The organism is Shewanella donghaensis (assembly GCF_007567505.1).
GTDB classification, from domain to species: domain Bacteria; phylum Pseudomonadota; class Gammaproteobacteria; order Enterobacterales; family Shewanellaceae; genus Shewanella; species Shewanella donghaensis.
In genome coordinates this window covers 3549959-3567546 of record NZ_CP041783.1, presented here as the reverse complement: position 1 = coordinate 3567546, position 17588 = coordinate 3549959, and the positions used below count along the sequence as shown (strand labels likewise).

The 17588-nt window shown below is 41.8% G+C and carries 19 protein-coding genes; 15 read left to right on the top strand and 4 right to left on the bottom strand.

The window, feature by feature from the left end; translation table 11 throughout:
* Nucleotides 1-4: 4 nt before the first annotated feature.
* The 12 genes from FPK91_RS15395 to FPK91_RS15340 all read left to right on the top strand — a co-directional run bounded on the left by FPK91_RS15395 (nucleotide 5) and on the right by FPK91_RS15340 (nucleotide 12429).
* Nucleotides 5-1561: an HAL/PAL/TAL family ammonia-lyase gene (locus FPK91_RS15395; protein ID WP_144212113.1), complete on the top strand. Its 1557-nt coding sequence runs from the start codon at nucleotides 5-7 to the stop codon at nucleotides 1559-1561.
* Nucleotides 1562-2026, top strand: coding sequence for an acyl-CoA thioesterase (locus tag FPK91_RS15390; protein WP_144212111.1), 465 nt, complete (start codon nucleotides 1562-1564; stop codon nucleotides 2024-2026). It abuts the gene before it with no gap.
* Nucleotides 2023-2835 carry an outer membrane lipoprotein carrier protein LolA gene (locus tag FPK91_RS15385; protein WP_144212109.1) on the top strand — a complete coding sequence of 271 codons (813 nt, stop codon included), beginning with the start codon at nucleotides 2023-2025 and terminating at the stop codon, nucleotides 2833-2835. Before FPK91_RS15390 ends, FPK91_RS15385 begins: the two co-directional genes overlap by 4 nt.
* A 71-nt stretch (nucleotides 2836-2906) precedes the next feature.
* Nucleotides 2907-5321, top strand: coding sequence for an MMPL family transporter (locus FPK91_RS15380; protein WP_227006588.1), 2415 nt, complete (start codon nucleotides 2907-2909; stop codon nucleotides 5319-5321).
* Complete coding sequence (locus tag FPK91_RS15375; protein WP_144212105.1) at nucleotides 5311-6636, top strand: NAD(P)/FAD-dependent oxidoreductase; 1326 nt, start codon at nucleotides 5311-5313, stop codon at nucleotides 6634-6636. Before FPK91_RS15380 ends, FPK91_RS15375 begins: the two co-directional genes overlap by 11 nt.
* 2 nt (nucleotides 6637-6638) lie before the next feature.
* Nucleotides 6639-7262 (top strand): DUF3261 domain-containing protein, encoded by a 624-nt coding sequence (locus FPK91_RS15370; RefSeq protein WP_144212103.1) that lies wholly within the window; start codon nucleotides 6639-6641, stop codon nucleotides 7260-7262.
* A gap of 61 nt (nucleotides 7263-7323) precedes the next feature.
* Entirely contained in the window at nucleotides 7324-8550 is a 1227-nt protein-coding gene (locus FPK91_RS15365; RefSeq protein WP_144212101.1) for a beta-ketoacyl-[acyl-carrier-protein] synthase family protein, read from the top strand.
* The gene (locus tag FPK91_RS15360; protein WP_144212099.1) at nucleotides 8543-9040 is read left to right on the top strand and encodes an ApeP family dehydratase; all 498 of its coding nucleotides are present in this window, start codon (nucleotides 8543-8545) and stop codon (nucleotides 9038-9040) included. The genes FPK91_RS15365 and FPK91_RS15360 overlap by 8 nt, the downstream gene beginning before the upstream one ends.
* 57 nt (nucleotides 9041-9097) lie before the next feature.
* Nucleotides 9098-9823: a 3-ketoacyl-ACP reductase FabG2 gene (locus FPK91_RS15355; protein WP_144214466.1), complete on the top strand. Its 726-nt coding sequence runs from the start codon at nucleotides 9098-9100 to the stop codon at nucleotides 9821-9823.
* Entirely contained in the window at nucleotides 9820-11052 is a 1233-nt protein-coding gene (locus FPK91_RS15350) for a beta-ketoacyl-ACP synthase (protein WP_144212097.1), read from the top strand. The genes FPK91_RS15355 and FPK91_RS15350 overlap by 4 nt, the downstream gene beginning before the upstream one ends.
* Before the next feature lie 61 nt (nucleotides 11053-11113).
* On the top strand, nucleotides 11114-11860 hold the full coding sequence (locus FPK91_RS15345) for a hypothetical protein (RefSeq protein WP_227006587.1): 747 nt from the start codon (nucleotides 11114-11116) through the stop codon (nucleotides 11858-11860).
* A 248-nt stretch (nucleotides 11861-12108) separates the two neighbouring features.
* Nucleotides 12109-12429 (top strand): rhodanese-like domain-containing protein, encoded by a 321-nt coding sequence (locus tag FPK91_RS15340; protein WP_144212095.1) that lies wholly within the window; start codon nucleotides 12109-12111, stop codon nucleotides 12427-12429.
* A 1-nt stretch (nucleotide 12430) separates the two neighbouring features.
* Here the strand turns inward: FPK91_RS15340 and FPK91_RS15335 are convergent, their stop codons facing one another.
* From FPK91_RS15335 to FPK91_RS15320, 4 genes are all read right to left on the bottom strand, one after another.
* Nucleotides 12431-12937, bottom strand: coding sequence for a thioesterase domain-containing protein (locus tag FPK91_RS15335; protein ID WP_144212092.1), 507 nt, complete (start codon nucleotides 12935-12937; stop codon nucleotides 12431-12433).
* Nucleotides 12938-12957: 20 nt separating this feature from the next.
* The gene (gene dtd, locus FPK91_RS15330; protein ID WP_144212090.1) at nucleotides 12958-13407 is read right to left on the bottom strand and encodes a D-aminoacyl-tRNA deacylase; all 450 of its coding nucleotides are present in this window, start codon (nucleotides 13405-13407) and stop codon (nucleotides 12958-12960) included.
* Nucleotides 13408-13470: 63 nt separating this feature from the next.
* On the bottom strand, nucleotides 13471-14040 hold the full coding sequence (locus FPK91_RS15325) for a hypothetical protein (protein WP_144212088.1): 570 nt from the start codon (nucleotides 14038-14040) through the stop codon (nucleotides 13471-13473).
* 165 nt (nucleotides 14041-14205) lie between these two features.
* The gene (locus FPK91_RS15320; protein WP_405127315.1) at nucleotides 14206-15078 is read right to left on the bottom strand and encodes a virulence factor BrkB family protein; all 873 of its coding nucleotides are present in this window, start codon (nucleotides 15076-15078) and stop codon (nucleotides 14206-14208) included.
* 116 nt (nucleotides 15079-15194) lie between these two features.
* On the opposite strand from FPK91_RS15320, the gene FPK91_RS15315 reads away from it, so the two are divergent.
* From FPK91_RS15315 to FPK91_RS15305, 3 genes are all read left to right on the top strand, one after another.
* Complete coding sequence (locus tag FPK91_RS15315; RefSeq protein WP_144212083.1) at nucleotides 15195-15416, top strand: hypothetical protein; 222 nt, start codon at nucleotides 15195-15197, stop codon at nucleotides 15414-15416.
* A 27-nt stretch (nucleotides 15417-15443) separates the two neighbouring features.
* Complete coding sequence (locus tag FPK91_RS15310; RefSeq protein ID WP_144212081.1) at nucleotides 15444-16091, top strand: DUF2959 domain-containing protein; 648 nt, start codon at nucleotides 15444-15446, stop codon at nucleotides 16089-16091.
* 299 nt (nucleotides 16092-16390) lie between these two features.
* Nucleotides 16391-17581: a GGDEF domain-containing protein gene (locus FPK91_RS15305; protein ID WP_144212079.1), complete on the top strand. Its 1191-nt coding sequence runs from the start codon at nucleotides 16391-16393 to the stop codon at nucleotides 17579-17581.
* Nucleotides 17582-17588 lie beyond the last annotated feature (7 nt).

Here is a 17588-nt window from a genome sequence, read left to right as displayed (position 1 = left end):
CGCCATGAGCCAAGCTTCAACAACATCAACTTTGCCAACTGTACATTTTGGCCAACAGCAACTGAGTTTAGAACAAGTGGTTGCCGTTGCCAAAGGCGCCCCAGTTAAGCTTAATGAGCGCCCTGAATATCAAGAATACATTCAAAAAGGGGCTCGATTTATTGATAGCCTTTTGAATGAAGAAGGTGTGGTTTACGGTGTCACCACTGGCTATGGCGACTCATGTACTGTGACTGTGGGGCTCGATTTAGTCCATGAGCTACCGCTGCACTTATCGCGCTTTCATGGCTGTGGTTTAGGCGATATATTTTCGCCTATGCAAGCTCGCGCCATTATGGCTTGCCGCTTAAGTTCATTAGCCGTAGGCAAGTCTGGGGTGACTTACCAGCTACTGCAACGTATTGAGTTGCTACTAAATTTAGATATCACTCCAGTGATACCTGAAGAAGGCTCTGTTGGCGCAAGTGGTGATTTAACTCCGCTATCTTACTTAGCTGCGGTACTTGTTGGTGAGCGCGATGTTATCTACCAAGGTAAGCGACGCGCGACTAAAGATGTGTATCTTGAACTCGGTATAGTTGCACTGATTTTACGCCCTAAAGAAGGCTTAGCCTTAATGAACGGTACAGCAGTGATGACTGCCCTTGCCTGTTTAGCTTATGACCGTGCTCAATATCTCACACGCTTATCTAGCCGCCTTACGGCTATGGCATCGCTGACGTTAAAAGGTAATTCAAATCATTTTGATGACATCTTATTTGCAGCAAAACCACACCCTGGACAAAATCAAATTGCCACATGGATCCGTGAAGATTTAAATCATCATACCCATCCACGTAACTCTGATCGCTTACAAGATCGTTATTCAATTCGCTGTGCACCGCACATTATTGGTGTTCTACAAGATGCATTGCCGTTCATGCGCCAGTTTATTGAAACCGAATTAAACAGCGCTAATGACAATCCGATTGTCGATGGTGAAGGCGAGCATATTCTTCATGGTGGCCATTTTTATGGTGGCCATATTGCCTTTGCTATGGATGCAATGAAAAATGCAGTGGCTAACCTTGCTGATTTGATCGATCGTCAAATGGCATTGGTCATGGACCCGAAGTTTAATAATGGCTTACCCGCTAATTTATCAGCAGCCGTTGGTGCGAGAAAATCCATTAACCATGGCTTTAAAGCAGTACAAATTGGTGTTTCTGCGTGGACAGCAGAAGCATTAAAAAACACCATGCCTGCTAGTGTTTTTTCACGTTCGACTGAATGCCATAACCAAGACAAAGTCAGTATGGGCACCATTGCAGCCCGTGATTGTATGCGCGTATTACAACTCACCGAACAAGTTGCTGCTGCGGCCTTGTTAGCGATGACTCAAGGGATACATTTACGCATTAGTCAGAATGAATTAGCCCATGCTTCGTTAACGTCATCATTGGCCAAAACTGTTGATCAAGTGAGTGAAGATTTTGAACTACTCACAGAAGATCGCCCACTAGAATCGGTGCTACGCAAAACCGTTGATAAGATTCAATTAGGTCAGTGGGAGGTGTGTTAAATGAAAGCCCTATTCTCATCTGAGTTAGCCATGATGATACCGTTTCATGACGTTGATTCTATGGGGATCACTTGGCACGGTAATTACCTGCGTTATTTTGAAGTGGCGCGCTGCAAGCTACTGGATGAACTGGGTTATAACTACCGTCAGATGATGAGTTCTGGCTATGCTTGGCCTATTGTGGACACCCGACTTCAATATGTTAAAAGCAGTACTTTCGACCAACACATTATTGTTTATTCAAGTATTGTTGAGTGGGAAAATCGTCTAAAAATAACTTATCAGATCCGTGATGCACAGACCAATGAGCGCATCACCAAGGGTTATACCATTCAGGCAGCCGTTGATATGGAAACCGAAGAGCTATGCTTTATCACCCCTGATGTGTTCAGAGAGAAAATGGTCGCTCATCTTCCAGAGGAAGAGCTTACTGACGAACTAAAAGCATTGGCGAATAGACGATGAAATCATTCATCTATGCAGTCTTCCTCGTCCCTTTTCTGCTTATATCTTTAGCAGCTAATACTAGTGCTAGTGAGCTTACAACTGTGAAAAACACCTCTGAATTAGTCAGTGACGATATCGCCGCTATTTTTAAACAGCACGCCACACCTGATCAACTCAGCCAATTAGCCTCTCAATTACAGCTGAGTCCGCAAACCAAAGGACAGTTTATTCAAACTCGCTATTTAGCGGTATTAAAAAAACCACTAAAAAGCCAAGGTGTATTTATTTTTAGCCAGCAGCAAGGTTTGTTTTGGCAACAAACAAAACCCTTCCCTACGACATTGGTGTTAAAAGATCGCATGCTGATCCAGCAAGATAGCTTTGGCAATATCCAGCAAAGTAATGCCAATCAAGCTAGCGCTGCTATGGCAGAACAATTACCCATGTTGATGCAAGCACTGTTAACGGGTGATGTGAAAGCTTTAGAGAAAGACTTTCAGCTATATATGCCTGCAGTCATTAACACAGCAGAAAACACATCAGCTGGCCATGCGACTCTATGGCAGCTTGGCTTAGTTGCAAAAGACCCTATGATTCAAAAAGCCATTGGCGCATTAATTCTTGAAGGTAGCCTAGCGCCAACTCAGGCTGATAAGTCAGTAACCCAAATTGAGCGATTAACCATGCTCTCTTCAGTTGAAGCTGCGATTAATAATCAAAAAACTGACAAAACCCTGATTGAGTTTTCTCATATTGAAAACCAACTGACTGAAGCAGATATTAAGCGTTTTGACTTAATGCCTTCAGCAAGTAGTGACGAACACTGATGTTAACGCCTCCTAACCATAAAGAGCAAAAGCCAAAGTCGAGATTGTTATTAGCGCTGTGGCTACTCATCATGGTTATAGTTACTGTTTACGGGACTGTGTTATGGCAATCAGGAGCTAAGATTCAAAGTAACATTTTGGCAATGTTGCCTAAATTAACCGAATCCGCACTCACTCAAACAGCGCTTGAACGTGTAGAACAACGTTTAGCTGACCAAGTGTATATCGGTATTATCGCTGATGATAAATCACAAGCTATTAGCGCTGCACAGCGATTAATCGACCACCTACAGCAACAACCTGATGTATTCAGTGACGTCCGCAGTGGTGATATCAGTCAAATGCAGGGGCTAAGCGAATACTACTTCTCTAAACGATTTAATTTACTGACTGAAAAGCAACGACAACTGCTAGCGTCAGCTGACCCGTCAACCACTGCAGCAGCAGGAAAGTGGCAACAACTATTATTGGCCGCACAACAACAGTTATATAGCAGTTTTGGCTATGCTAGCAGTCAGCTGTTGTCCCACGATCCGTTATTATTATTTCCCGATAATCTCATTGCTTTAGCGCCCACTAATAACATCAGCAGTGAGCAAGGCATTCTACTCACGCCTTATCCAGACAAAAATTCTACTAATAAGTTTGCCACCATTGTCATTGCTAAAGGGGTTAAAAGTGCTTTCAACCCTCAAGGTCAGCAACAACAAAGCCAAGTGTTATCTAACGCTTTTGATCAACTCACTAACACGACACCCAACCTAGCATTCCTTAAAGCTGGCGCACTGTTTCATGCCCAAGCAGCAACAGATACGGCGAAATCAGAAATCTCGACCATTGGCTCAATCTCGCTTATTGGAGTGATGATATTAGTTTGGTTAGGTTTCCGCAGTATTATGCCTATCTCATTAGCCTTACTCACGTTATCCAGTGGTTTTTTATTTGCTGCGGTGGCGACATTGGCCTTGTTCGGTGAATTACATCTACTGACACTGGTGTTTGGTACCAGCCTCATTGGGGTTGCCATAGATTACAGCTTTCATTTTTACTGTGAAAAGCTCAATCACCAGCAACGAAGTGCTAGCGAGATCATTCGAGAGATTCTACCGACCCTAAGCTTGGCATTATTAACCAGCGGCATCGCATTTATTGCTATTGGATTTACCCCATTCCCTGGCATGCAGCAGGTTGCTATATTTTGCGCTGCGGGCTTATTGGGCGCTTACTTAACCTTAGTGTTGGCCTACCCAACACTTGCTAACCACTCACTCACTTCGACATCGATATTACTACCACTGGCTCAACGATACCTTACATGGTTAACGACACTAGGCAGCGCTGAAACAGACTCTCCAAGCTCAACATCGAAGCACAAACTGATCATAGCTATTGTTGTCTTAGTTATATTTTCAGTTGCAGGTTTAAGCCAATTAAACACCAACGATGACATCAGAAATTTACAACAAAGTCCGCCAGCCATCACAGCAGAAGAAAACCAGCTCAGACAACTTCTCAGTGGCGGCACCGATAACCAATTTGTTTTAGTCAGCGCAAGCAGCGAGCAAGACTTACTTGCTGAACTTGAACAAACGGATAAATTATTAGCGGCTGCAATTACCGAAAACGAGCTAAGCAGTTTTATCAGCTTAAGTCAGTACCTGCCGACAGCAGAGCGACAACAACAGAATTACCGCTTCTACGAGCAGTTATATACTGACCATTTAGATGAAATCATTGCAACCTTGGGGCTTGATGAATCAATAAAAGCCAATTTATTAGCTGAATTTCATCGTTCCAAAGGCAACATAATTTCCAGTAACGAAGTCATCGCTTTAGCAGGGGAAGACTTAGCCAGTTTATGGCTGCCTGCAAAAAATCAGGCATCCGTAGCGCTTAATTCAGATAATCAGTCGCAATGGGGTAGTATTGTCCTGTTAGGTGGCATCAAGGATTTAGCCGCGCTTAAAAGTCGTGTCGATAACAGTGAGTTATCGATCACCGTCGTTGATAAGGTGGGTGAAATATCTCAATTGATGGCTAAGTTTCGTATTATTACTTTGCAATTATTATTGCTGGTATGTGTCATTGCCATTGTGGTATTCAGTGTTCGTTTCGGGGTTAAACTCGCTCTATTGATTGTGTCGATACCTGCCAGCGCCATAATATTAACTTTAGCTTGCTTAGGTCTTATTGGTTCACCGTTAAGTTTATTCCACGCTTTAGCGTTAATTTTAGTGCTGGGTATTGGTATTGATTACAGTTTATTTTTTGCCTCAGTCAAACCTCATGCCTCTGCGACAGGTGTAATGATGGCTGTATTTATGTCTGCTTGTTCCACCTTATTAGCTTTTGGCTTACTGGCTTTAAGCAATACCAATGCGATTCACTTTTTCGGGTTAACCTTATTATTTGGCATCGGATTTAGTTTCTTACTCGCCCCATTTATCAACATAATGACAAGAGAAGTAGCCCATTATGGAAAATAGCTCATTTGAAGAGTCCGCATTAGAACAACATGCTGCACGGAAGCAACAAAATCACGATGTGAATGTTGATGTTGATGTTGTTATCATTGGTGCGGGGCCGTCAGGTGCCATAGCAGCAAGCTTATTACACCAGCAAGGTAAGCAAGTTTTAGTGATAGAGAAACAATATTTCCCTCGTTTTTCTATCGGTGAGAGTTTACTACCATGCTGTATGCAATTTATTGAACAAGCCGGTATGTTAGCCGCGGTTGAGCAAGCTGGATTTCAATTTAAAAATGGCGCCGCTTTTAGACATAATGACCGCTATACCACCTTCAATTTCACCGATAAATATACCCAAGGTCCAGGAACAACATTTCAGGTTCAACGTGGGCAATTCGATAAAATACTTGCCGACACAGCAGTCTCACAAGGTGTCGAAATTCGTTATGGTCACAGCGTTAACGACATAAATTTAACCCCTGCACTAACAAACAAGAATAGTTCTATTTTATCGGTCACTGATGAGTCTGATAACCCATATCAAGTTACCGCTCAATATGTATTGGATGCCAGTGGTTTTGGCCGCGTTTTACCACGATTGCTTGATCTAGAAAAGCCTTCTGATTTACCCTCAAGAAGTGCTATTTTTACCCACATTGAAGACAATATTACTGACCCTGACTTTGACCGTAATAAAATTCTCATTAGCGTCCATCCTACTGAAAAAGATATTTGGTACTGGTTAATTCCTTTTAGCAATGGTCGTTGTTCCATTGGCGTAGTGGCAGAGCCTCATTTGATTGAACATTGCCAAGGAGATTTAGAAACCCAGTTATGGCAACTCATCAAGGAAGAGCCTGGCTTAAACCGTTTATTGTCAAAAGCAAAAGTGGTACAAGAATGTGCAACACTAAAAGGCTATTCGGCTAATGTATCCACATTGGCAACCAATCAATTTGCATTATTGGGCAATGCGGGTGAATTTCTTGATCCGGTGTTTTCATCAGGCGTTACCATTGCGATGCAATCAGCATCGATGGCGGTCGATACCCTTATCAAACAGCTTGATGGTGAGGCTGTCGACTGGCAAGCCGATTATACTGAGCCACTGATGTTAGGTGTGAATACATTCAGAACCTATGTACAAGCTTGGTACGATGGTCGTTTTCAAGATGTTATCTTCTATGATGATCCGAATCCAACCATAAAACAGATGATCTGTTCTATTCTGGCAGGCTATGCTTGGGACAGCAGTAACCCGTTTGTCAAAGACTCAGAGCGAAGACTCAATATGATTGTCGGTTTATGCCAAGATCAAACAGAAGCGAGCTAACTATGTGGCGTACATCCCTCACTAAATTTTCGATACTACTGTTACTGCTTTTAGCTGGTTGTAGTCACCAGCTTCAACGGCAAACCTGTGTATTATTAACACCTGAAGTCAATTACTGCTTAGCGCCATTGGTAACAGCATCAGAATTAGGTTTGAAGCCTGAATCGTCAAGTATTGATCATCAATTGACGCAAAAAATTAGCTTTACCCATGGTGATAAACATCATGAACTGCTCACTCAATTAGAATTAAGTTCTGAGGTGATGACCATGGTAGGCCTAGCGCCTTTAGGTCAGGCATTATTCACGATTACTTATGATGGTGAAACAGTTATCAGCAAGCAAAACATGTTGATGGGTGATGAGTTTAAAGCAGAATATTTAATGGCTATCATGCAACTGATATATCGTCCTCACCCACAGGTGAACCCTTATTTCAGTCAAGGGCAGATGCAAGATATCGATTGTAAGGTAGATGGAAATAACGACAGTGCTCGCTGTAGTGCACTCTTAGTCAACAATGAAGCGGCTATTCACATTAGTTACTCAGATATTAATCCTTGGATAGCAAATGTCATCTTGCGTTTCCCTGCAGCGAATATCACCTTGTCGATTTCGCCGCTGTAGCTAAACGCTGTAACGAACTATGCGTGCTAAACATAATGAACAATCATAAAAAGTGTAAGTAATGACTCACTCTATAGCCATAACTAGTATCGGACTTTGTACGCCATTAGGCCAAACACCACAGCAAGTGCTTGCTAACTTATTAGCAGGTGATACCAGCGCTATGGTGTTAAGAGATGACCTAATGTTTAATGCCACCACTCGCGTTGGTGCCATTGATGATGCGCTTCTACAGCAGATCCCTGAGAATCTATCGCAGTTTGACTGTCGTAATAATCGCTTACTGTATAGCGCTGCGAAGCAGTTAGACAAGCTTATCGAGCAAGCAAAACAGCAATTTGGCGCTTCACGAATTGCAGTGGTTCTCGGAACCAGTACTTCAGGTATTTCTAAGGGCGAGGCGGCATTAAGCTATCATGCCAAGCACGGCACTTTCCCACCTGCTTATCATTACGCGCAACAAGAACTGGGCAGCACCAGTGATTTCCTGCGTCAATATTATGATTTATCGGGCCCTTGCTACACGGTATCGACAGCGTGTTCTTCTAGCACCAAGGTCTTTGCTAGCGCCAAGCGATTATTGAATGCCGATTTATGTGATGTTGTCATAGTGGGTGGAGTTGATAGTTTATGTCAGCTGACGGTCAACGGTTTCAATGCGCTAGAGTCTGTATCAGCAGGTTTGTGTAATCCCTTTAGCCAAAACCGAGATGGGATTAATATCGGCGAAGGCGCAGCACTTTTTACTCTTGAAAAGTCATCAACAAATAACCCTGAAGAAATAATCCTCGCAGGTATTGGTGAGTCATCCGATGCCCACCATATATCAGCGCCACACCCACAAGGGACTGGCGCTATTGCCGCAATGAACAATGCCTTGACTGATGCGAACCTTCAGCCAAACCAGATTAGCTATGTAAATTTACATGGCACCGCAACACCAAAAAATGATGCGATGGAATCTCTAGCGATGCAGCAAGTCTTTGCAAATACTGATGGCGCAAGCATTCCATTTTGCAGTTCCACCAAACCTTTAGTGGGCCATTGTCTCGGCGCTGCAGGAGCAATAGAAGCTGCATTTTGCTATTTATTATTAAGCCATCATAACGACAAACAAATGTTACCCCCACAAGTGTGGGATCAACAACAAGACGTAGATAACCCTGTGTTGCCATTGGTGACTCACGGTCAGTCGACAACACTAGATTACATTATGAGTAACTCATTTGCATTTGGTGGCAGTAACGCCAGTATTATTTTAGGCCGAAGTAGAGGTCAACATGCCTAACCTTATCGCTCAACCACAGTTGCTAACTCAAGAAGTCAGCCATTTTGTTCCCCATAGAGCACCAATGATTTTGATTGATCGTTTGCTTACTCATGATATCGATAAGCTCATCACTGAAGTGACCATTAGCGAATCTAGTGCCTACTTCAGCGAGCCTTTAAACGGGGTTCCAAATTATGTGGGCATTGAATATATGGCGCAAAGTATTGCTGCATTAGCAGGTGTTGAAGCTCATTTAAAGAGTGATAAAGTTCGAGTGGGCTTTTTATTAGGTACGCGAAAGTTGGTGATGCATCAATCATGCTACAAACTGGGTCAGACCTATCAAATTCATGTAGCGAGACTTTATCAAGAAGAATCAGGGCTGGCGGTATTTGATTGCCAAATTTTTGCAGGTAACGACATCATTGCCCTAGCCAATGTTAATGTGTTTCAGCCACAAGATACCAAAGGCTATATCAATGACAGCCAAGCTGAAGCCAATGTTTAACGTAGAAAACCAAATAATAAACATACAGCCTCTAATACTCATGGAGCAAAAATGACAATAAATAAAAGAGTCTTAGTGACAGGGTCAAGCCGTGGCATAGGTAAAGCGATTGCATTGAAGTTAGCCCAACAAGGTTACGATATCGCCGTTCATTACCACAGTAACATTGTTACTGCTGAGCAAACCCAAGCCGAAATTATGGCTTTAGGTGTGAATGTGAGCCTTATCGCTTTTGATGTTGCTGACCGCGCACTCGCTAAAGAAAAAATCACTGCAGATATTGAACTCAATGGCGCCTATTACGGCGTTATTCTGAATGCTGGCATCACCCGCGACACCGCATTTCCAGCGATGACAGATGAAGAGTGGGACAGCGTTATTCATACCAATTTAGATGGTTTCTACAATGTCATTCAGCCGACGATTATGCCCATGATACAAGCCCGATTTGGTGGCCGCATCATTACTATGGCATCAGTATCCGGTATTGCAGGTAATCGTGGCCAAGTGAATTATAGCGCGTCAAAAGCAGGATTAATCGGCGCAACTAAGGCTTTATCGCTAGAGTTAGCCAAGCGAAAAATTACCGTTAATTGTATCGCGCCAGGTTTAATTGAAACCGATATGGTTGCTGACTTTCCAAAAGAAATGATTAATCAAATAGTGCCAATGCGCCGTATGGGCAAAACCAATGAAATTGCTGGATTAGCCAACTTTTTGATGTCAGATGACGCGGCTTATATTACCCGCCAAGTTATCTCAGTTAACGGGGGCATGATATGAACCGCAGAGTGGTTATTACTGGCATAGGTGGAATTTCAGCATTGGGGCAAGATTGGCCCACCATTGCTAAACGGTTACAAGATAAACATAACTGTGTCGTCACTATGAGTGAATGGGACAAATATCCAGGACTCAATACCCGCCTTGCAGCACCGATTACCGATTTTGAAAAACCTAAGCATTATTCTCGCAAAAAAATACGTTCAATGGGACGGGTTTCCATTATGGCGACCCGAGCCAGTGAAATTGCATTAGAAGATGCGGGCCTACTAGATGACCCGCTCATAAAATTCGGTGACATGGGCGTAGCTTACGGCTCTTCAACTGGCAGTACAGAACCTATTGTTGGCTTCGGTGATATGCTTAAAAATGGCGATATGTCGGGCATTAATGCCACTAGCTATATCCGTATGATGGCACATACCACAGCGGTAAATGTTGGCGTCTTTTTTGGTCTCAAAGGTCGAGTTCATACCACAAGCAGCGCCTGTACCTCTGGCAGCCAAGCTATTGGTTACGCCTATGAAGCCATAAAATTCGGTCAACAAACCCTAATGCTCGCTGGCGGAGGTGAAGAACTCTGTCCCACTGAAGCGGTAGTGTTTGACACCCTGTTTGCCACTAGTACTAAGAACGACCAGCCACAATCAACCCCTAGACCTTTTGATAGCCAGCGAGACGGCTTAGTCATTGGTGAAGGAGCCTGTACTTTAGTCCTTGAAGAGTTAGGGCACGCTCAAGCTCGCGGCGCAAAAATCTATGCTGAATTAGTTGGCTTTGGTACCAATTCAGATGGGCTGCATATTACTCAGCCTAATGCTGACACCATGGAAGTCGCGATTCGTTTAGCATTAAAAGATGCAGCGATTGACGCTAATAAAATTGGTTACATCAATGCCCATGGCACCGCCACTGAGCGCGGTGATATTGCTGAATCAGCTGCAACCTATGCTGTTTTTGGGGAGCAAGTGCCTATTTCATCACTGAAAAGTTATACAGGCCACACACTCGGTGCTTGTGGGGCATTGGAAGCTTGGGTGAGTATCGAAATGATGAATGCGGGTTGGTTCGCGCCAAGCCTTAACCTTGAAGAAGTCGACCCAGAATGCGCGCCACTTGATTACATCAAAGATGAGATTCGCCAAATCGACACCGATTACGTTATGAGTAATAATTTTGCATTTGGTGGCATCAACACATCATTAATCTTTAAGCGTTGGACAAAGTAAAAACACTTTTATCATTCTATACAGACAATAACAGTCAATCGATTAATCATAAGGATATGACATGAAATTATTACTTAACAGCTTAGTTATGGGTTGCTGCTTACTCAGCCCATTAACCATAGCTAAAACATATACAACCGAAGAATATCAGCAGATATTTTCTGGTAATGATACTTATAAACAACAACAAGCTATTGAGTCTATTGTATTGGTGGGATTAGAAGATCCAAGTATTTACAACACCATCAAAGATAAAATTGAGGCCCAACTTCCTTCTGCGACAGATAGACATTCAATTGATAATACCTCATGGCTTATTAAAGGCTTAGGGTATTCAGGTGACCCGCAATATAAAGAATATTTATCATATATAGCTCAAGGGGAGGCTCATCGAAAAATTAGAAAGTATGCCAAACAGGCTATTGAAGATCTCGAGAAATTTAAAAAGTGGAATGTCTTTTTACGAGATAAAAGTCAATATGATAAAGCGCAGCCACATTTACAAAATGTTTATGCTGCGGCCTTGAGAAGTGATGACTTAGAGCTGATACGTCTAACTGCTAGGCGCATTATCAATGACAACGTATTTGATGATTACATGCTGAGTCAGCTTGCTGCTCAATTACAACCTATGCGCTTAATTGATGATAGTAAACTCGCTATCGATGCCTATGCATATGTCACTAAAGCGCTAGCGATATCGAGTGAAGATAAATATAAACCTGTCGTTGAGGATGTCGCTGCAAATGCTAAGCAGAAGAAGTTACGTAAATATGCCAGTAAATACCTAAAAAATTACTACTTCTAAGATTAAAATATTATTGAAAAGCGAGTACGCCATAAGTGGTTTACTCGCTTTTTTCATCTATAGCAGCTAATAAGCTCAAACAACGAGAGGCTTATGCAGCGAAATAACGCCTGAAGTCTTTAAGCCCTACGAGTTATAGCGCTTATTATGACACTTGCAACCACACTTAAATTAGAATAATCTTATTGATTAAACTCTAATGCGAAAGTTTGCAATTATTTGAAATTCACAAAAATAGGTAACGCCTCATGTCAAATCAATCAGCTTCAATGTCAGGTAGTCAAAATCCAGAAACATGCTGGCAGTTAATCGATCAAGGGGCACAAGTCATTGATGTTCGTAATCCGGATGAGTTTGCTTCGGGTCATTTGCCAAGCGCGATCAATGTACCGCTTACAGAAATAGCTCAGTGGTTATCAAATCTAACAGATAAACAGCAACAGTTTGTAGTCTATTGCGGTGCAGGGATTCGAGCGCAAAAAGGCTGTGACGTACTGAATAATGAAGGGTTTATGTGCGTAGTAAATGGTGGAGCTTTAAAAGACTTAGTCTGTTGTCAGCCTAAATAAGTTACTTGATTTTAATTCTGCTAGTTTTCGCGATACTAAAATATAAGCCGCTAAACGTTGCGCAGAGTTTACCTTTGCAGTGAAGCGCTACTTCCAATTTCACTTTTGCCTTATCGCCTGTTGCAAGGTTTGCTAAGGAAACATCAGGCCAAGTCACCAAGGCTGTTGGCGCTTCAGTTATCGGTGCTAAATAACGAATTGTCGCATCTGCCAATACAATATCGCCACTGAAGCCCTGCAGTTGCTGCTGTAACCACATCATCCCCCAACCCGTTAAGGTCGCTAAGGTATAAATGCTACCCGCAAACATCGTTTGATGAAGGTTAATATTAGGCTTAATGGGGGCGGTAACGGTCAATGTTTGTTGTTGAAAACCAAGATTTTGAAAACTAGACTCTTGAAAACTAGACTCTTGAAAACTTAGCGGCTGAACCTGCATAAACTCACTCAAAGGAATGGTTTTATACCAGGTATTTTGCAGCTCATTAAGCAGCTCATCTACATTCATCTGTTAGCCTCCTGTAACCTCTAAACCTGCAAGTTAAAGGTGACAGGTCCATCATTGATTAACTCTACTTTCATATCAGCACCAAATGAGCCAGCCTGAGTAGTAACACCTTGCTCGCGGCAAAAACCGATAAACGCTTCATAAAGCTCATTAGCTTGATCTGGCGTAGCCGCACTAGAAAAGCTAGGACGAAGTCCTTTACCAGTGTCAGCAGCTAAGGTAAATTGCGACACCACAAGTAACTCGCCACCCGCTTGTTGCAAGTTTAAATTCATCTTGCCATTTTCATCGCTAAAGATACGATAGCCAATCACTTTTTTGGCCAGCTTTTGCATTTTTTCAATGTCATCTTCACGTTCAACACCCAGCAAAACTAACAAACCTTTGCCGATACTTCCGGTGACTTGTTGACCCTCTTCAGAATCAACAGTGACACTTGCGCGTGTCACCCTTTGGATTAAGCCAATCAATGTTACTTCCTAATGATCAGTTCGATTATAAACAACGACATATTAAACCGATAAAGCAAACTATTAGGCTGCTGTATCTTCTTTAATAACTGGAATAGGCTTGATTAAGTTTTCAGACCCTTTTGGTAAAGATTTACCCACTTGCTTAAGACCTTCGTCAGTCCAAAGTAAGAAACGACGTAACTCTTCCAATTCAATTGAATCAACAAATGTCGCTGCTCCTTGCACTTGGATTACACCACCATTATCGCGGATTACAAATTTAGCAAAGTTGAGTTTTTGGTTTAGTGAACCAATTAATATCAATAAATCTTTACTGCCGTGTAGTTTAGGGTGAACGGCAAATAGACGATTAGTTAAGATGCGATCGACACCTTGTTCGCTCATACTTGGTTGTAATACAAACTGATTATCACCAAATTGCACTGCGACACTATTTGGGCTTAACTTAGTGGCTAAATAACTGGCCTTAATCAACGAATTATATAGTTCATCTGTAGCCTGTTCATCCGTCATATTGGCTAAATTAATCATCTTGGGGGCTGCGTTAGCTGTCGTATTTTCTGTTGAAGCGTCAGTTGCTGCGCACGCCGATAAGCCTAAAACACATGCTGCTAGTATCAATTTTTTCATTTTTATTTTTAATCCCTGTAGAGTTATCAACTGGCTAAATAATCCAATATGATAAAAATAATGACCGATTCAAATGCGGTTAGCTAAATATTAAGTCGGTTTTATTCTATTATTACTTAAAATTATGATGACAGAAGTTAACTTCAATTGCTCTTATAAATTAGCTTACTTTTCGGCGTCATCAGTAAGCTTATCTTCAGTATCTGATTCCGAAAAAATGCCTGAATCTAAATATTCAGGCATGGCTGCGGTGATTTCGGCACCCAGTAATACGATAATCCATGACACATAGATCCATACAAACAAAATAGGAATTGACGCCAGCGCGCCATAAATAGCTTCATAGCTTGGGAATTGAGTCACATAAAAGGCAAAACCCTTTTTACCCGCCTCAAACAGTATTGCTGCAACAACGGCCCCCAGTAATGCATGAGAAAAGTGCACCTTTTTGTTCGGTACAACCATATAAAGTAACAGGATAGATGCGACAGAGAATAACATCGGCAGTCGCTCCACCAGCCATGTCATTAATACAGAAATTTCTTGATTATCAAACACTGATAATGACACTACATAGGATGTTGCCACCAAACTTGCCCCCGTTAATACAGGGCCAAGTGTTAGCACCATCCAATACATCGAAAAAGACACCATATAAGAACGACTATCGGTCGTGCGCCAAATATTATTAAGCGCTTTATCAATGGCTGAAATCAACAAGATTGCCACTACAACTAAGGCAATTACCCCAACAAAGGTGCCTTTTGAAGCATTTTCGACAAATTCATTAATGTATACCTGCACAGTATCACCTGCCGCAGGCAAAAAATTATCGTAAATAAAACTCTCAATTTTTCCGCGAATGCCTTTAAATACGGGGAATGCGGACAACATAGACATGGTCACAGCCACCATTGGCACCAATGACAATAGGGTGACATAGGCTAAATGCCCAGCTTTGACGTTAATCTGATCTTCAGTCAAACGTTGCTTCAAGTGAAGGGCGAATTGCCAGCTACTTATTAAAATACGTTTCATATACGCTTTATCTATCTTATTTACCACGATATTCTCTTGATTATTTTATTTTCAATTATGCGTTTAACTTCGTACAATGTTATAACACGTAAGTTACACTTCAAGGGAGCGATTTAATGTCTCAACAAGGTTCAGCAGGTAATGTGATTGCCGCCATTGCCAGTTTCTTTTTCCCCGGTTTAGGTCAACTGGTCCAAGGTCGCATTATAGCTGCAATTTTATTTTTCTGTCTTACAGCAGTATGTTACTTCTTTTGGGTATTAATCATACCTGCCATTATTGGCGCAATACTCCACCTTTGGAGCATCATTGATGCTGCAACATTTAAAGCAGACTAATTCGATACAACGATAAGAGAGTTGAAGATGAAGAAATGGATATCCTTGGCATTACTGAGTAGCAGCTTACTAATCAGTGGTTGCCAAAGCGCCTATTATGGCGCCATGGAAAAAGTCGGCTACCATAAACGTGACATCATGGTTGACCGCGTTGAAGAAGCAAAAGAATCCCAAGAAGAAGCGCAAGAACAGTTTAGTTCTGCACTGGAAGAAATGCAGGCATTACTCGCCTTTGATGGCGGTAATCTTGAAGATGCCTACAACAAAGCCAAAGACGAATATGATTCAGCCCAATCAGCTGCAGACGAGGTGGGCAACCGTATCGATAAAGTAGAAGATGTTGCTGAAGCGCTTTTTGAAGAATGGGAAACTGAAATTCAAGAAATCAGCAAAGCCAGTCTGCGTCGAAATAGCACCACTAAACTAAAAGAGACCGAGCGTTCTTACAATTCATTAGTTAAAGGCATGCGCCGCGCTGAAGCTAAAATGCCACCGATTTTAACGGCACTGAAAGACAATATGTTGTACTTGAAGCATAACCTTAATGCCCAAGCCATTGGTGCGATTAAAGGCGAGTTTGAAAGTCTGCAATCAGATATTTCAAGCTTAATCAGTGAAATGAATAAATCGATCGCTGAATCAAATAAATTTATTGAGGCTATGGAGAAAGGCTAATCACTTAGCTTAGCTCTAGCGTCTGATAAAATTACTAATAAGGGCATTTAATTGAATGCCCTTATTATTTAACCAGACTTTTTACTTAGCAAAAATGGCATTATTCAGTGCCTATCAGTTCAAATATTTGAAATTATCCATTCCCTGCACGATCTTATTGCTATCGTGCCATCCCCGATTGATTTATATTTCAGTTTACTCATTTCAATGTCGCTCTGTTATTAGCAGTTTTCAACTAATGCCAAAATCATGCGACCGATAATTATTCCTTTTATTTCCAATGTTAAATGGTGTCATCAATGAACGGCTTTATGCATTACCTGCGGTTTCTTATCCTGCCATTCGTCGTCACCTTTTTTACGTTAGGCTTGCTAGAACACTTTCAAAGCCACTGGCAAAGCTGGCAAGAAACGCTGCACTTTGCCCCTTATTGGTTACTCGCTGCATCATCATTAATTTGCTTGCAGTTCAACCGTAGCCGATTATTTTATATAGGTATTTTGTTGCTTGGATTTTATGCACTACAAAATAATCGCCTGTTCCTATCACCTATCATTCATCAGTTTTTGCCTTTATTTGGCACCTTAGTGATTGGTATGTTTTGTTTTATAAAAGATCGCGGCGTAATGAGCGTACACAGCTTTTACCGCTTAGGGGGCATTTTTCTGTGTGGCATCATCGCCTATGCTTGGGTTCAGCTTGTCAATTTATCACCCAATATCATTGCCGTCTTACAACAAAAAATAAGGCTATCTATTGAGACGTCACCATTACACCTGTTACCCCTATACCCTCTAACACTTATCATCTTTTTGAAGTTAAGCTGGAACAGTAATTTAGCGCAAACCAGTTTAGGGATAAGCCTCCTCCTTTGGCTTGGATACTTTTTAATCCCAACTAACTTACCGTTATCAGTATTATTAAGCCTGATTGCTAGCAGTTTCTTAATCACGGTGTTGTTCGACTCTTATTTCCTTGCTTACCGTGACGAATTAACTGGCCTACCTTCAAGGCGTGCACTATTTAATTTAAGTCTCGCACTTGGGCGTAAATATACTGTGGCGATGGTCGATATCGACCATTTTAAAAAGTTCAACGATACCTATGGTCATGATGTCGGTGATGATGTGCTTAAGTTAGTTGCTATCAAATTATCTAAGGTGTCTGGCGGCGGTAAAACATTCCGCTATGGTGGTGAAGAGTTTACGATCGTCTTCCCAAGTAAAAACATCGACCAAGTGTATTCTCATCTTGATGAAGTAAGACAAAGTATTGAGGATTACGACATTGTGCTGCGCGATGAGAGTCGTAAACAGAACACCAAGAAAAACCGCCAGCAAACACCGGTAAAAAAGAAAACCGTCAGCGTCACCGTATCCATTGGTTGTGCAGAACATAAATCTGATGAGTCTTTTGAGCAAAGCATGAAACAAGCTGATAAAGCTTTATATCGCGCTAAAGACCGTGGCCGTAACCAAGTACGATTCTAACAAGATG

What these genes read in the sequence shown, in the direction of transcription:
- FPK91_RS15305 (WP_144212079.1), top strand. Translation starts at nt 16,391, where the DNA reads ATGAACGGCTTTATGCATTACCTGCGGTTTCTTATCCTGCCATTCGTC.
- FPK91_RS15310 (WP_144212081.1), top strand. Translation starts at nt 15,444, where the DNA reads ATGAAGAAATGGATATCCTTGGCATTACTGAGTAGCAGCTTACTAATC.
- FPK91_RS15395 (WP_144212113.1), top strand. Translation starts at nt 5, where the DNA reads ATGAGCCAAGCTTCAACAACATCAACTTTGCCAACTGTACATTTTGGC.
- FPK91_RS15390 (WP_144212111.1), top strand. Translation starts at nt 1,562, where the DNA reads ATGAAAGCCCTATTCTCATCTGAGTTAGCCATGATGATACCGTTTCAT.
- FPK91_RS15380 (WP_227006588.1), top strand. Translation starts at nt 2,907, where the DNA reads ATGGTTATAGTTACTGTTTACGGGACTGTGTTATGGCAATCAGGAGCT.
- FPK91_RS15350 (WP_144212097.1), top strand. Translation starts at nt 9,820, where the DNA reads ATGAACCGCAGAGTGGTTATTACTGGCATAGGTGGAATTTCAGCATTG.
- FPK91_RS15335 (WP_144212092.1), bottom strand. Translation starts at nt 12,937, where the DNA reads ATGAATGTAGATGAGCTGCTTAATGAGCTGCAAAATACCTGGTATAAA.
- FPK91_RS15320 (WP_405127315.1), bottom strand. Translation starts at nt 15,078, where the DNA reads ATGAAACGTATTTTAATAAGTAGCTGGCAATTCGCCCTTCACTTGAAG.
- FPK91_RS15375 (WP_144212105.1), top strand. Translation starts at nt 5,311, where the DNA reads ATGGAAAATAGCTCATTTGAAGAGTCCGCATTAGAACAACATGCTGCA.
- FPK91_RS15345 (WP_227006587.1), top strand. Translation starts at nt 11,114, where the DNA reads ATGAAATTATTACTTAACAGCTTAGTTATGGGTTGCTGCTTACTCAGC.
- FPK91_RS15365 (WP_144212101.1), top strand. Translation starts at nt 7,324, where the DNA reads ATGACTCACTCTATAGCCATAACTAGTATCGGACTTTGTACGCCATTA.
- FPK91_RS15360 (WP_144212099.1), top strand. Translation starts at nt 8,543, where the DNA reads ATGCCTAACCTTATCGCTCAACCACAGTTGCTAACTCAAGAAGTCAGC.
- FPK91_RS15325 (WP_144212088.1), bottom strand. Translation starts at nt 14,040, where the DNA reads ATGAAAAAATTGATACTAGCAGCATGTGTTTTAGGCTTATCGGCGTGC.
- FPK91_RS15340 (WP_144212095.1), top strand. Translation starts at nt 12,109, where the DNA reads ATGTCAAATCAATCAGCTTCAATGTCAGGTAGTCAAAATCCAGAAACA.
- FPK91_RS15385 (WP_144212109.1), top strand. Translation starts at nt 2,023, where the DNA reads ATGAAATCATTCATCTATGCAGTCTTCCTCGTCCCTTTTCTGCTTATA.
- FPK91_RS15315 (WP_144212083.1), top strand. Translation starts at nt 15,195, where the DNA reads ATGTCTCAACAAGGTTCAGCAGGTAATGTGATTGCCGCCATTGCCAGT.
- FPK91_RS15370 (WP_144212103.1), top strand. Translation starts at nt 6,639, where the DNA reads ATGTGGCGTACATCCCTCACTAAATTTTCGATACTACTGTTACTGCTT.